The organism is Labrenzia sp. THAF82, from assembly GCF_009363435.1.
Taxonomy (GTDB): domain Bacteria; phylum Pseudomonadota; class Alphaproteobacteria; order Rhizobiales; family Stappiaceae; genus Roseibium; species Roseibium porphyridii.
Window position 1 is genome coordinate 5,918,711 of sequence record NZ_CP045354.1, and the last position, 14,161, is coordinate 5,932,871.

The following is a 14,161-nucleotide window of genomic DNA, read 5'->3' on the forward strand; positions in this document are numbered from 1 at the left end:
ACGACTAAAAAGCCTAAAGAGAGAGCATTGCGTCGGCGATCCAAATGGCTGGCGCACTGTTGAATTCGGATTTCTCTCGAGGTGCGGCGAACTGATGTTAAGATTAGCAGATTGGGTTCTGGTGACCGGCGCGAGCGGCTTCGTCGGGGGGCACTGCGTCCAGCGGTTGCTCGAAGTCGGGCACAATGTGATTGCCATGCAGCGGAGCCCCAGGCCTCTGACTGGACCACTTTCCCGCGACAGCGACACTTTTCGGTATATCGAAGGCGACCTGGCACAGGGCACCTCCTGCACATATCCGATTCGCTCAATCGTCCACCTTGCAGCACAGGTGGTCTTTCCCGGCATCAAAGCCGGCCAATTCGCGCACGGTAACATCCTTCCGACGCTCGGAATGTTCAAACTTGCGCAGTCGCTGGCTGTAGAGACAGTTATCATGCATTCATCGGTTTCGGTCTATGGCCACCCGCAGTCTGACACCTGGTCTGAGTCAACATCATCGACAGCCCCTACTCCCTACGGTGCTTCGAAGTACGTCTGCGAACTGGTGGCTGCTGACTATGCCGGGAAAATGCGCATCATCATACCGAGAACGCCAGGCATCCTTGGGACGGGTGCTAACCCGAACTGGGTCACAAACCTGGTTGACCGCGCCAGTAGCAATCAAACCCTCGAGATCTATAATGCAGCCGCGAGATTCAACAGTACATTGCACGTCGCCGACTATTGCGACTTCGTACTTGCGGAGCTGGCCTCGGAAGAAACTTCTCCCTCGATCGAAGTCGTAAATCTTGCCGCGACTGATCCCATACCGGTGATCAAAGTGGCGAGCACGATCGTAAACGAGGTATCCAGCCGGAGCAAGATTGTAGACAAAGGACCCAGCGGGGCACCGGCTGTAATAGAGATAGGCAAAGCGCGCACAAGGTTCGGTTTCAAACCGATGTCAGTCGAAAATACCCTTAAACGGTATATAAAGGACATCTTGGGCCGATCCTAAATACACGCCGCTACGGTATATCACATCGTTGGTGGGCAGTAGTTAATTCTAGGATTTCGGTAACTCTGTCTAGAAGGGACCCACCTTTGTATAGATATCCCGCAATGCCAAAAGCCTCTGCAGACTGAACGTCTCTTGGCTTGTCTCCTATCAAGAACGATCGGGCTCGATCCATCGGAAAAGTTCGGTCGATCTGTTCGACTAAACCGGGTGCCGGCTTGCGGCACCGGCAGACAACAGCATACTCTGCGACGGTGCCTTCCGGATGATGAGGGCAGTGGAAAAAGCCGTCGATTACCCCTCCAGCGGAGACCAGTTGTCGTTGCATGGCATCGTGAAACCGGTGCATCTGCGCTTCAGTGAAAAAGCCTCGGGCAATTCCGGACTGGTTAGTGGCCACACAAATTCTGAAACCTTTGTCTCGCAACAACGAAATCACCTCCATCGCGCCGGGAACCCACTCGATGTCCTGGGGATCGAACATGTAGTGCCGATCTACGAGCAGGGTGTCGTCCCGATCGAAAATCGCGACTGGGCCAAGCTGTCGATTGCTTTCAGTGGTCATCGAAAGCACCTTTCTATCGCAATGCAGAATCAACCTGCCTGCCACTGGAAAATCAAAGCAAGCTGTATTAAGGGTGTGACGCCTGGCGCAAGGAATTTCGCCGGGTGGGGTCAAAATTTCACTGATCCCGCGTTACAGCACGAGAGGGTCACTAATCTTATGAAAGTCTTGGTCACCGGCGCCTGCGGATATAAGGGTACAGTTCTTACACCGATGTTGCTAGATGCAGGCCATGAGGTCCGCGCTGTTGACACCCAGTGGTTCGGAAATTTTCTGCCGAAACACCCCGGGTTAGAAGTCGTTCAGGCAGACGTGCGTGACGTTAACGCCATCAATCTGGACGGCATTGACGCCATCATCCATCTAGCCTCGATTGCCAACGACCCCTGCGGCGATCTCAATCCGAAACTGACCTGGGAAGTGAGCGCACTTGCAACGATGCAGCTTGCCGACCGGGCCCGCCGTCTCGGCATCGAGCATTTCATCTATGCCTCGTCCGGCAGCGTCTACGGCGTCAAGGAAGAAGAGCAGGTCACCGAGGACCTGACCCTTGAGCCGATCAGTGAATACAACAAGACCAAGATGGTCGCCGAAAGAGTTCTGCTGAGCTATGCCGACGACATGCTGGTTCAGATCGTGCGCCCGGCTACCGTTTGCGGCCTGTCTCCGCGCATGCGCCTCGACGTCTCGGTCAACATGCTGACCATGCAGGCCCTGACCAACAAGCGCATCACGGTGTTTGGCGGCAACCAGGTTCGCCCGAACATTCACATGCAGGACATCTGCCGCGTCTATCTCTACATGCTGGAGCAGGGTAGCAAGATCCAGGGCGTGTTCAACGCCGGGTTCGAGAATATCTCGATCATGAGCATTGCGGAAATGGCCGCCAAGCGCATCGGCGCGGAAATCGTGGTCACGGAATCGAATGACCCGCGGTCCTACCGCGTCAATTCGGACAAGTTGCTCGCGACCGGCTTTACACCGAGCAAGACGGTTGACGACGCGATTGCCGAAATCATCGAGGCCTATTCCTCTGGTGCCCTGAAGGACGAAGACCGGTTCCACAATCTTCGCTGGATGCAGAAAACGGTTCTTGCAAACGCGGCCTGATCTACACCGCACCTACAGTCCTGTCATTGCTAAGGGATTTTTATGACGCGCGTATTCGTACTTGGCAGCAACTCGTTTGGAGGTGCGTCATTTGTCAATTATGCCCTGAATGAGGGATGGGAAGTCTATGGCGTCAGCAGATCGGAAGAAGTTCATCCGGTCTGCCGGCCCTACCTGGCCAATCCTCATGTCGGTCGCTTCACCTACCAGCAGATGGATGTGAACAACGACCTTGACGCCATACTCGGTGCGATCAACGCGTTCCAGCCAGACTATGTTGCCGATTTTGCCGGTCAGGGCATGGTCGCCCCGAGCTGGAACTGGCCGGAACAGTGGTACGAAACCAATATCGTCTCGAAGGTAAAGCTGCATAACGCCTTGCGGGAACTGTCCTGCATGAAGCGCTATGTGCGCGTCTCGACCCCCGAAGTGTTCGGCGACTGTGACGGCCTGATCGACGAAGACCAAGCATACAATCCGTCAACGCCCTATGCCGTTTCGCATGCGGCGATCGACATGAGCCTGACGGCGTTTTATCGCCAGTGGGATTTCCCGGTTGTTCTGACCCGGTTTGCCAACTTTTACGGCCCGGGACAGCAGCTTTATCGCATCGTGCCCAAAACCATTATCTGCGGCCTGTCGGACCAGACGCTGATGCTGCATGGTGGCGGTCATTCGACGCGGGCCTTCATTCATGGTCACGACGTCGCAAGCGGCGTCTTCAAGGCACTGACGCTCGGCAAGAACGGCGAGGCATATCACTTCACCACCGATCCGTTCGTGACGATCCGGGCCCTGGTGGAGAAGATTGCCGATCTGCTCGGACGCGATATGTCAGACTTTGTACAGGAAACAGAAGACCGTCCTGGAAAGGACAAGGCTTACCTGATGACGGCTGACAAGGCGACGCGTGAGCTTGCCTGGAAACCCGATTACACGCTCGATCAAGGTCTTGAACAGTGCATTGGCTGGGTCCGGGACAACCTGGATACGATCAGGACCATGGAACAGAATTACGTACACAAGGCCTGAGGACGGACCGCACGGTTGCCTCACTTTTCATGGAAGGGAAAGACATTGGCCAATCAGAACTTTCTTCCGGATCAATACGATCGCACGGACGCTCTTGAGATCAATCACAATTATCTGCCCGAGCAATTTGCCGACTACGAAGAAATCCTCGCCAAAGTGGGCGAAGTCGTTCGCAAGGGTGACTTCACGCTTGGGCGTGCTGTGGACCAGTTCGAGCGGGATTTTGCCGAAGTGGTCGGCGTGAAGCACGCCATTGGCGTCGGCAGCGGCACGGATGCGCTTTTCCTGAGCCTCAAGGCATTGGGGATCGGCGAAGGCGATGAAGTCATCACCACGCCGTTCACCTTCTATGCAACGATCGGCGCCATCGTGACCGCCGGTGCCCGGCCGGTCTTTGTCGATGTCCTGGATGACTTCAACATCAATCCGGACAATATCGAAGCTGCTATCACGCCTAAAACCAAGGCAATCCTGCCGGTTCACTGGTCCGGCAAGCCTTGCCGCATGGATGACATCCTGGCCATTGCAAACAAGCACGGGCTCAAGGTTGTCGAAGACAGCTGTCACGGCATCCAGGCCAAGTACAAGGGCAAGGGCGCGGGTTCCTTCGGCGATTTCGGAGCCTTCTCCATGCACCCGCTGAAAAACCTCAATGTGTGGGGAGACGGCGGCCTGGCGGTGACGAATTCCGACGAAATGGCCGAGAAGATGCGCCTGATGCGCAACCACGGGCTGATCGACCGCAACCGGTGCGCCATGTTTGCCTATAACTCGCGTCTCGACACGATCCAGGCCGTCGTCGCCAGCCATCTGCTGCAGAAGATCGACCACATCACCGAGAGCCGCATCGCCAACTCGCTCTATTTCGATTCCCAGCTCGCCGGTGTTTCCGGGATCACCATCCCGGAACGCGACGCCGATGAGGTCAAGCAGGTCTTCCACATCTATTCGCTGCGATATGAGCGGCGCGATGAATTGCAGGCCTATCTCGAGGAGCGCGGTGTCGATGCCAAGGTGCATTACCCGATCCCGATGCACCTGCAGCCGGGCGCTGCCGAATGGGGCTACAAACCCGGCGATTTCCCGGTCGCCGAAGCCTGCTGCGCCACGACCATGTCTCTCCCGGTTCATGAATTCGTCAACCGGGATCAGCAGGACAAGGTCATCGAGTTGATCAAGGAGTTCTACAGATGAGCACCGACCGCGTCGCCTTCGTAAACCTGCCCTTGCGGATCCGGGACTATGAAGACGAACTCGTGGACGCCTTCCGGAAGGTCCTCAGATCCGGCGCCTATATCATGGGCCCGGAAGTCGCGGAATTTGAAAACGCCCTGAAGGGCTATTGCGGCGTCGACCATGTGCTTGGCGTCGCAAACGGTACCGATGGCCTGATCATTGCCCTGCGCGCGCTGAATATCGGCGCCGGCGACGAGGTTATCACGGCACCCAACTCCTTCATCGCATCGGCCGGTGCCATTCAGATGACCGGTGCGGAAGTGCGGTTCGCCGACGTCGGCCCGGACTACAATCTCGATCCCGCCAAGCTCGAAGCCGCCATCACCGAGCGCACCAAGGCGATCATGCCGGTCCACCTGACCGGGCGCCCTGCTCCGATGGACGAGATCAAAGAGATCGCCAAGCGTCACAGCCTCTACGTCATCGAAGACGCGGCACAGGCAATCGGTGCGAAATACAAGGGAAGACCCGTGGGCAGCCTGGGCGACATTGCAAGCTTCAGCCTGCATCCGCTCAAGAACCTGCAGGTGTTCGGAGATGCGGGTTTCCTTTCCACGCCTTGCAAGCACCTTTACGAGCGCATGAGCGGGTTGCGCAATCATGGTCTGGTCGATCGCAACACTAGCTCTGAATGGGGCCTGAATTCGCGGCTTGATACCATCCAGGCGGCCCTGGGTCTGGTCCAGCTGAAACGGCTCGATGCCTGGACAGAAGGGTTCCGGTCCATCGCGGCGCAGTACCGGGAAAGTTTGAAGGACGTGGTCAGCGTCCCGGAAGAACTCAACCACGAGTATTCCGTCTACCACAATTTCGTGGTTCTGGCGGATCGTCGCGACGAGCTGATGCAATATCTGGACAACAAGGGGATCGATACCAAGATCCACTATCCGATCCTGCTTCACAGGCAGCCAGCCGCAAAGCATCTCAAGCTGCCCGAAGGCTCCTTCCCGGTGGCGGAGGACCAGGTGCAGCGCATGGTGAGCCTGCCAATTTATCCGGAACTGGAAGACAGTGAGATCAAGCGTGTGATCGCTGAAATCCGGAATTTCTATTCAGCCTGAAGGATTGAATGACGGGCCACCGTCACTGCGAGGAATTATGGGACAAGAAATTGATTTGATGGTCAACTACCCGCGCACGAAACGCGACCCTGCGGCGCGCGGCGCGAGCAAGACACCAGAGCAGCAGGCCATTGCGCGCCAGTTCGGCAAGGAATTCTTCGACGGGTCCCGCGACGTCGGTTATGGCGGCTTTTCCTACATGTCTCGCTTCTGGGAGCCGGTCATCCCGACCTTCCAGGAACATTTCGATCTGAAATCGGGCGGTGTGCTTCTCGACATCGGTTGCGCGAAGGGCTTCATGATGTACGACGCCGCGCGCCTGATCCCGGGTCTTGAAGTCAAGGGCATCGACGTTTCTGAATATGCCATCGAGAATGGCATGGAAGAGATGAAGCCTCACATGCAGGTTGCAAGTGCAGTGGATCTGCCGTTCGAAGACAACAGCGTTGATGTTTCGATCTCGATCACGACCCTGCACAACCTCGAGAAAGACGACCTGGCAACGGCCCTTCGGGAAATCGAGCGGGTCACCAGGCGCGGCAGTTTCATCACGCTTGATGCGTATCGCAATGATGAAGAGCGCGAGCGCATGGAAGCCTGGAACCTGACGGCCCTGACGATGATGCATGTCGACGAATGGAAGGAATTCTTCGACAAGGTCGGATACACGGGCGACTATTACTGGTTTATCCCATGACAGATCTGATCGAATTGTTGCGCGGCATGAAGCGCATTCGTGCCGTGGAACAGGGCATCGCAGACCGTTACATGGTCCAGCCTCAACAGATGCGATGTCCTACCCACTTGTCGATCGGCCAGGAATTGGTCGGCGCCCTGGCTGGGATCGCCCTCAGGCCGACAGACTTTGCCGTCAGTTCACACCGGGGCCACGCCCATTATATCGGCAAGGGCGGCGACATCGGCCGGATGCTTGCCGAAATCTATGGCAAGGTGACCGGCTGCAGCCGCGGTCGTGGCGGCAGCATGCATCTTATTGACGAAAGCGTGGGCTTCATGGGCACGACGGCAATCGTCGGCAATTCCATTCCGATTGGCGTCGGTCTCGGACTGGCTGCAAAACTCGATGGCAAAGACCAGGTGAGTGCCGTTTTTGTTGGCGATGGCGCGACCGAGGAAGGGGCCTTCTATGAATCGGCCACCATCGCGGCCGTGCGCAAACTGCCTGTTATTTTCATCTGCGAAAATAACCTTTACTCCGTGTATTCTCCGCTGAACGTCCGGCAGCCCACGTCCCGGGTCATTCACGAGATGGTCAACGCCTATGGCGGTATCGACACCTATTTCGTCGAGGGAGATGATCCGGAAGCCACGTCGGAAATGCTGCGGCAGGCTGTCGACAAGGTTCGAACCGGCGCTGGCCCGGCCTTCATCGAAATCACGACCTACCGCTGGCGCGAGCATTGCGGCCCCAATTGGGACAACCATCTGCCCTACCGGGAGGAGCGTGAATTCGAAGACTGGCAAAAACGCGACCCGCTGCCTGAACTTGAGCGGCGCCTCCTGGACCGCGGCACCATTAGTGCGGACGGTGTCGCAACCATGAACCAGGTAATCGACCAGGAAGTCGAAGCTGCGTTCAACTTCGCGATCGAGTCTCCCTTTCCCGAGGAGAACGAGGCCTATATCGACGAATACATGGCTTAATCGAGGGTTTAATTGTGAAATTTTCCGACGCCATCAACGACGCAATGAAAGTCGCTATGCGGCAGGATCCCAAGGTTCTGTGCTACGGCCTCGGCGTGGATGATCCGAAACGCATCTTTGGTACGACACAGGGCCTCGTTGAGGAATTCGGGCCTGAACGCGTGTTCGACATGCCGACGGCCGAAAACGCCATGACCGGTGTCGCAGTTGGCGCTGCTTTAGCCGGATACCGGTCTGTCTGCGTCCATCAAAGAGTCGATTTCTTTCTTCTCGCCATGGACCAGATGATCAATTCCGCGGCGAAATGGCACTATATGTTCGGCGGTCAGAATTCCGTTCCGATCACCATTCGTCTCGTGATCGGACGCGGTTGGGGCCAGGGCCCGACCCATTCCCAGGCGCTCCACTCCTGGTTTGCTCATATTCCGGGCCTTAAAGTGGTGATGCCGACCAACGCAGAAGATGCCAAAGGCCTCCTGCTGGAGAGCATTTTTGACGAGAACCCCGTGGTGTTCCTGGAGCATCGCTGGCTGCACAATATGGAAGGCGAGGTTCCGGAAGGCGACTTCAGGATTCCGCTCGGCAAGGCCCGCCTCGCTCATCAGGGCGATGACGTGACGATCGTGTCCAACTCCTTCATGACGGTCGAGGCACTTCATGCCGCAGATCACATGAAGGCGCAGGGTATCGGATGCGACGTGGTCGACCTGCGGACAGTCCGTCCGCTTGACTGGGACGCCGTGTTCAGCTCCGTCAAACGCACCGGACGTCTGCTCGTGCTCGATATCGGTGCACCGATGGCTTCCGTCTCTTCGGAGATTATCGCCCGCGTTGCCATGGAGATGCCCGGCGCCCTGAAAGCACCGCCGCAGCGCCTGTGTCTGCCGGATCGCAGCCAGCCCACAAGCCCTGCCCTTACAAAACACTTTTATCCCGGCCCCAGTGAAGTCATCGACGCGATCTCCACCCTGACCGGCAAGACAATCGAAAAAGACAGTCTGCTCGCCCAGCAGACCTGGGCACATGATGTCCCGGGCACCTGGTTCAACGGACCGTTCTGAGCACCATCAGGTCGTTTTGACCCCAGTCTTATTTAATGGAAAGCATTATGTCGGATAACGTCACCTTTGATGCGATCGTGCTGAAAGAACTGAACAAGCCCCTGGAACTGGTGAAAGGCATCCAGTTCCCGGACCTGAAAAAGGGTCAGGTGCTCGTCAAGATCTACTATGCCGGCCTGTGCCACAGCCAGGTCATGGAAGCCCGTGGTCACCGCGGCCAGGATCCATACCTGCCACACATGCTTGGCCATGAAGGCACCGGTGAAGTGGTCGCTGTCGGAGAAGGTGTTACTAAGGTGGCCCCCGGTGACCATGTCATCATGACGTGGATCAAGGGGTCCGGCCATGAGGCCGGCGGTTGCTGCTACGCAGGCCCTTCAGGCGAAACGATCAATTCCGGTGGTGTAACCACGTTCGGTGAATATGCCGTTGCCTCCGAAAACCGACTGGTCAAGAAGCCGGAAGGCATCCCGTTTGATCTTGGCGTGCTCCTTGGATGTGCTCTGCCGACCGGTGCTGGCATCGTGCTCAACGACATCAAGCCGGAAAAGGGCGCCACGCTGGCTGTTGTCGGTCTTGGCGGGATCGGCATCAGTGCGCTGCTCGCGGCCACGACCTTCGACCCGGAGCGGCTGATCGCCGTCGATATCGAGCAGAGCAAACTCGACCTCGCGAAAGAGTTTGGTGCGACTCACACCTTCCATGCCGCACATGACGACTGGGAAGCGGAAATCCTCGCGCTCACAGACGGGAAAGGCGTGGATCATGCCGTAGAGGCAACCGGGCTTGCGGAGATGATCGAGCGCGCGTTCAACGTCATTCGACCAGGCGGTGGTGAGCTGGTGTTCGCTTCCCACCCGAAGGCTGGTGACGTGATCCGGCTTGACCCGTTCGAGCTGATCAAGGGCAAACAGATCCGCGGCAGCTGGGGCGGCAGCTCCAAGCCGGACCGTGACTTCGAGATCCTGGCCGACCTATTCCGGCAGGGGCGTCTCCCGCTTCGTCAGCTGTTGAGCGACACCTACACGCTGGAAACGATCAACGAAGCACTCGAGGATCTTGAAAACCGGAAAATCATCCGGGCACTCATCAAGATCAGCGAGCCGCCGGCAGACGCCGCCTAAGACTAACTTCGGGAAAGTCCACAAGATGTCCAGCGCAAACACAGGTGAAGCAGGCAAGATTCGCGAACAGATGCCTGCGGGCGGCAAGGTCGTGTTAGTGTCGGGTTACTTCAACATTCTGCACCCCGGGCATCTTCGCCTCATCTATTACGCGGCAGAACAGGGAGACAGGCTGGTCATCGGACTGATCGCCAAACCGACGGACCATCTCTCCTCCACCCTGCCGGACAATGACCGCAAGATCGCCCTGCAGAGCATTAGCTGCGTTGACGATGTCATCGTGATGCAACATGGCCTGGAAGCGCTTTTGAACGACTTAAAGCCCGAAGTGGTCGTTATGGGACCGGAGCACCGCGGCAAGAACCCAGCGGAAGAGAACCTTGTCGAAAGCTACGGCGGGCACGTCGTCTATAGTTCCGGCGCAAGCGTACCCCTTGCTCCCAACGGTGAAGTCAGTACAGAGAATGCAGCTTACCGTTCGAGCATCCTCAAACCGGTCGGCTATCTCGACCGTCACCAGGTGACGCTCGAGCAACTACGCCGCTATGTCGTCGGATTTCAGGACCTCAATCTCTGGGTTATCGGTGACACAATCATCGACGAATATGCCTTTTGCGACGCCGTCGGCATGTCGCGTGAAGACCCGACGATCGTCGTTCGTCCGCTCAAGTCCAATCTATTTCTCGGTGGTGCCGGCATCGTCGCCGGCCATGCACGCAACCTCGGTGCAAAGGTGACCTTCGCCACCGTCACCGGGGACGACGAGCCCGCCGACTTCGCGGAAGCCGAGTTCGCAAAGCATAATATCAATGGAATTGTCATCCGCGACGCTTACCGCAAGACCACCCACAAGAAACGGTACCGCGCAGAAGACAAGACCATGCTACGCGTCAACAATTTCACCGAACAGGCTATTGATGAAGAGGCCCAGGAAGAGATTGTTGCCGCTTTCGAGACGGAGGCCGCCACAATAGACGCCATAATCTTTTCCGATTTCAACTACGGCATCCTGCCGCAAAGCCTAGTTAAGAAGATTACCGACGTTGCTCAGCGCAACAATGTTCTGGTGGCGGCGGATAGCCAGACCTCGTCCCAGATCGGTGATATCTCTAGGTACAAAAATGCGAAGCTTCTCACTCCGACTGAGCGAGAGGTTAGAGTCGCGCTGCAAAACAGCGAGGATGGAATTGTAATACTTGCCGAGCAATTGTGCTCGAGAACGAATGCAGGTCACGTATACATCACTCTAGGAAGCGACGGTCTGCTCATTCATTCTTCGGACCCGACAGGCGGCTCTCATCACGACCTGAAGGTTGATCGGCTTCCAGCCATGAACCAGAGCCCCAAGGATCCGGCGGGCGCCGGTGATGCCATGCTGGTCATGTCCACGCTGGTTCTGGCAAGCGGCGGCACGATCTGGGAAGCGGCCTATCTCGGATCGATCGCTTCGGCCTGTCAGGTTGGACGGGTCGGCAACATTCCCCTGAAGCCGGAGGAAATTATCCGAGAACTGATGCATGAGGAACATGTGTGATGCGCGCGGTCTTGCTTGCTGCGGGTTTCGGCACCCGACTGCGGCCGGTGACCGATCGTGTTCCCAAGGCACTGGTGCCCGTTGATGGCAGACCGCTGCTCGAATACTGGCTGCATTCGCTGTTCCACTCGAGGTTCGAGGAAGTCCTGATAAACACGCATTACCTCCCGGACCAGGTCAATGAACTGGTTGCGAATTCCCTCTACCGCGACCGTATCACCGTCGTGCACGAGGAGACGCTCCAGGGAACGGCGGGAACAATCCGGCAAAACGCTGCCTTTTGCGCAGACGCTCCCTGCCTTGTTGCCCACGCCGACAATCTCTGCATTTGCGATTTCAATGCGTTCCAGGCCGCACATCGCGCTCGGCCCGCTGCGGCCGCGATGACGATGATGACATTCGAGGCCCCGGATCCGACCCAATGCGGCATCGTCAAATGCGACGGGAACGGGCTTGTGCAGGAATTTCACGAGAAAGTCGCGAACCCGCCCGGAACGCGCGCTAGCGCGGCCGTCCACCTTATGGAACCTGAAGTGCTACACTTCATCGAACGGATGGAGAGCGACACGCCCGACTTGAGCCTCGATGTCGTGCCGACATTCCTGGGCCGCATCTTCGCCTGGCACAATGACCGTTATCACATGGATATCGGCACTTTGCAGACATACGGCATGGCACAAATCGACATCCGGGCGCAACGCGCCTTCATGGAGGCTCAGGGCTGGTTCAGCTGACCGAATACTCAGCCTTGCCGATTAGCATATCGACCACCGTCGTCAGCCACATCATGTGGACGGCTTCCACGACGTTGTAGGCCGACGAATCCATCCAGAAATTGATGTCGCCGAGGGCCTTGAGCGGGTTGTCTGCGGATTTCCCGGTAAACGTCACCACTTTCAGTCCCGTCGATCTGGCATACTCAGCCGCCTTGACGATGTTAGGCGAGGTGCCACTGACAGAGGTGAAGACACATGCATCTCCGTCGTCGGCGAAGGCTTTGAGTGCGCGCGCGATCCAGTTCTCGTAGCCGTAATCGTTCGAGAACGCGGTAATCAGGTTCGGTTCATTGAAATCGAGCGAGCGGACTTTTCCCTGTTTGGTGAAGTCGACGCGGCCGTGGGACGAAATTGAGGCGCTGGCGCCGTTGCCCGCGAAAATTAGTTTCGATTTCCGATCACGAACCTCCGCGGCCATATCGCGAAACGCAACAAGGTTTTCATAGACGGCTGGATCGAAAGCGGGCCTAAACTTTGCGTAGTACTCGTCCAACCAAATTTTCCAGTCGCTCACGGCAATGCTCCAATCTTCCAACAATTCAAACGCTTGGCCAGGTTACGCCCGATTTCGGCAGACCGGCCGGGCGTCGCCGAAAAGCAAACGCCAAGCAACGCGGCCTTCTGCCTAGGCCTCTGGGCCTCTAAGCCACTTCCAGGCGACTGCCAACGTCTTCCACCTGGTCTTTTTCCACTTCGGCTTCAGTTTGTGAACCCGTCCCAGCCACCTGAGGGCTGTGCGCCACTGCCCGAGAGCCTCGTAGCACTCCGCTGCCAGGTAGGCAGCATACGGGTCCGAAACGAACCAAGCCCGCTCTTCCTCGATGAGCCGCGCAAGGCGGGCAAGTTCGCCTTCGGCCAGCAACCGCCGGGCCCGCTCCAGCAACATCACCTCCTCGGGTGACGTCGTTGCGGCAATGCGGCCATTCCGGGTGGTATTGAGAATCTCTTCGGGAAACGCCGGCGGCAGCTGACGGACGGACCAAGCCTCGATGTCCTCCAGCAACCGAGAGTAGCCATTCATGTTGTAGCCGGTTCGCGACAGCCAATCCGGGCAGACTTCCATGCCGAAAAGCGTTTCGACGGCCTTGCAGTCACGCAGCGTCATCTCGGTTCCGCAACCGACGAAATAATGCGTTCCGTGCGCCGCATTCACGCCGAAGTCCATGATGCATAGCGGCGTGATGCCGAAGGCGATCGCGTCGAAATACGCGGTGCTCGACACGGAAAGAAGCGCCTGCGCTTGCTTCATGAGATCCGGAAGCGGGTCGTGGGAAATGCGCACATTCTCTGGCCAACCGCGGAAATCTTCCGGATGCAGGACGTGATCGTGAAAGGTCTGGCTACCGGCCGGCACCCGCGGCCGAACAACGATCTCCCAGTCCCTGTTTGCGTCGGCAAAGTCGCTCAGCGCCTGGAACAGACGTTTGCGCTCGTCGACGGTCCCAGGAACAATCACCTGTTCGGCGAAAACCACGTTCTTGCGCTTGGCATCACCGCTGCCGTCATGCGCGGGCTTGTTCAGCCCCAAGGGGATCAACTTCTGGTCCCGCGCGATCGTCCCGGCCAAGATCGCGGTGAACAGGTCGACGTCCCTCGGGCCGTTGACACAGATGCTGTCGTAGCCGCACCGCCAGAAGATGCCTTCCTCGTATTTCTCGTAGACGACTCCGTTGTAGCCTGAAAAGATGTAGGGCCTGCTACCCGTAACTTGATGGTGATAGGCGACGTTGCGCTGGAAACGTCGTATCTGGCTGCCCCTCGAATAGCACCCCACCGCGGCGAAGGAAGCGATTTCGTCTGAAAAGCAAAACTGGTCCAGGCTGGCCTCGACCAGCGAATGGTTGGCCTTCAGTTCCTTCACAAGCGCTTCGGGAAACGCCTTCAGCTCCGGGACGATATAGTCGACCTGCCACCCGACCCCCAGGAAATGGCCGGCGATGGCCCTGGTACCGAAGTACTGGCTGTCGCTGTCGATCAGAAGTCCGAGTTTGCGCACT

General features: G+C 57.6%; 14 protein-coding genes. 11 read left to right on the forward strand and 3 right to left on the reverse strand.

All coding sequences use genetic code 11. The annotated features are described in order from the left end of the window. Positions 1–94: 94 nt before the first annotated feature. Complete coding sequence (locus FIV00_RS27195) at positions 95–1,000, forward strand: NAD(P)-dependent oxidoreductase (protein ID WP_173006183.1); 906 nt, start codon at positions 95–97, stop codon at positions 998–1,000. Positions 1,001–1,010: 10 nt separating this feature from the next. Here FIV00_RS27195 and FIV00_RS27200 read toward each other — a convergent pair whose 3' ends face one another. Beyond that, positions 1,011–1,565 (reverse strand): HAD-IIIA family hydrolase, encoded by a 555-nt coding sequence (locus FIV00_RS27200; protein WP_152503640.1) that lies wholly within the window; start codon positions 1,563–1,565, stop codon positions 1,011–1,013. 159 nt (positions 1,566–1,724) lie between these two features. Here FIV00_RS27200 and FIV00_RS27205 point away from each other — a divergent pair, with 159 nt between their 5' ends. Genes FIV00_RS27205 through FIV00_RS27250 form a run of 10 tightly spaced genes read left to right on the forward strand, consistent with a single transcriptional unit; the run spans position 1,725 to position 12,122 of the window. Further along, entirely contained in the window at positions 1,725–2,675 is a 951-nt protein-coding gene (locus FIV00_RS27205; protein WP_152503641.1) for an NAD(P)-dependent oxidoreductase, read from the forward strand. Between the two features lie 42 nt (positions 2,676–2,717). After that, positions 2,718–3,707, forward strand: a complete 990-nt coding sequence (locus tag FIV00_RS27210; protein ID WP_152503642.1) for a GDP-mannose 4,6-dehydratase — start codon at positions 2,718–2,720, stop codon at positions 3,705–3,707. 45 nt (positions 3,708–3,752) lie between these two features. Next, the gene (locus FIV00_RS27215; protein WP_173006184.1) at positions 3,753–4,901 is read left to right on the forward strand and encodes a DegT/DnrJ/EryC1/StrS aminotransferase family protein; all 1,149 of its coding nucleotides are present in this window, start codon (positions 3,753–3,755) and stop codon (positions 4,899–4,901) included. Beyond that, complete coding sequence (locus tag FIV00_RS27220; protein ID WP_152503644.1) at positions 4,898–6,004, forward strand: DegT/DnrJ/EryC1/StrS aminotransferase family protein; 1,107 nt, start codon at positions 4,898–4,900, stop codon at positions 6,002–6,004. Before FIV00_RS27215 ends, FIV00_RS27220 begins: the two co-directional genes overlap by 4 nt. Positions 6,005–6,041: 37 nt before the next feature. Further along, positions 6,042–6,701 (forward strand): class I SAM-dependent methyltransferase, encoded by a 660-nt coding sequence (locus FIV00_RS27225; protein ID WP_152503645.1) that lies wholly within the window; start codon positions 6,042–6,044, stop codon positions 6,699–6,701. Continuing rightward, positions 6,698–7,669 carry a thiamine pyrophosphate-dependent dehydrogenase E1 component subunit alpha gene (locus tag FIV00_RS27230; RefSeq protein WP_152503646.1) on the forward strand — a complete coding sequence of 324 codons (972 nt, stop codon included), beginning with the start codon at positions 6,698–6,700 and terminating at the stop codon, positions 7,667–7,669. The genes FIV00_RS27225 and FIV00_RS27230 overlap by 4 nt, the downstream gene beginning before the upstream one ends. A 14-nt stretch (positions 7,670–7,683) precedes the next feature. Beyond that, entirely contained in the window at positions 7,684–8,730 is a 1,047-nt protein-coding gene (locus FIV00_RS27235; RefSeq protein WP_247649293.1) for an alpha-ketoacid dehydrogenase subunit beta, read from the forward strand. Between the two features lie 47 nt (positions 8,731–8,777). Then, complete coding sequence (locus FIV00_RS27240; protein ID WP_152503648.1) at positions 8,778–9,854, forward strand: zinc-binding dehydrogenase; 1,077 nt, start codon at positions 8,778–8,780, stop codon at positions 9,852–9,854. Positions 9,855–9,879: 25 nt separating this feature from the next. Then, positions 9,880–11,388 (forward strand): PfkB family carbohydrate kinase, encoded by a 1,509-nt coding sequence (locus FIV00_RS27245; protein WP_152503649.1) that lies wholly within the window; start codon positions 9,880–9,882, stop codon positions 11,386–11,388. After that, positions 11,388–12,122 carry a nucleotidyltransferase family protein gene (locus FIV00_RS27250; protein WP_152503650.1) on the forward strand — a complete coding sequence of 245 codons (735 nt, stop codon included), beginning with the start codon at positions 11,388–11,390 and terminating at the stop codon, positions 12,120–12,122. Before FIV00_RS27245 ends, FIV00_RS27250 begins: the two co-directional genes overlap by 1 nt. Here the strand turns inward: FIV00_RS27250 and FIV00_RS27255 are convergent. Beyond that, a complete protein-coding gene (locus FIV00_RS27255; protein ID WP_209006729.1) occupies positions 12,115–12,678 on the reverse strand; it encodes an SIS domain-containing protein in 564 nt (187 codons plus the stop codon). The genes FIV00_RS27250 and FIV00_RS27255 overlap by 8 nt on opposite strands. Before the next feature lie 111 nt (positions 12,679–12,789). Next, positions 12,790–14,160 (reverse strand): DUF6716 putative glycosyltransferase, encoded by a 1,371-nt coding sequence (locus tag FIV00_RS27260; protein WP_152503651.1) that lies wholly within the window; start codon positions 14,158–14,160, stop codon positions 12,790–12,792. Position 14,161 lies beyond the last annotated feature (1 nt).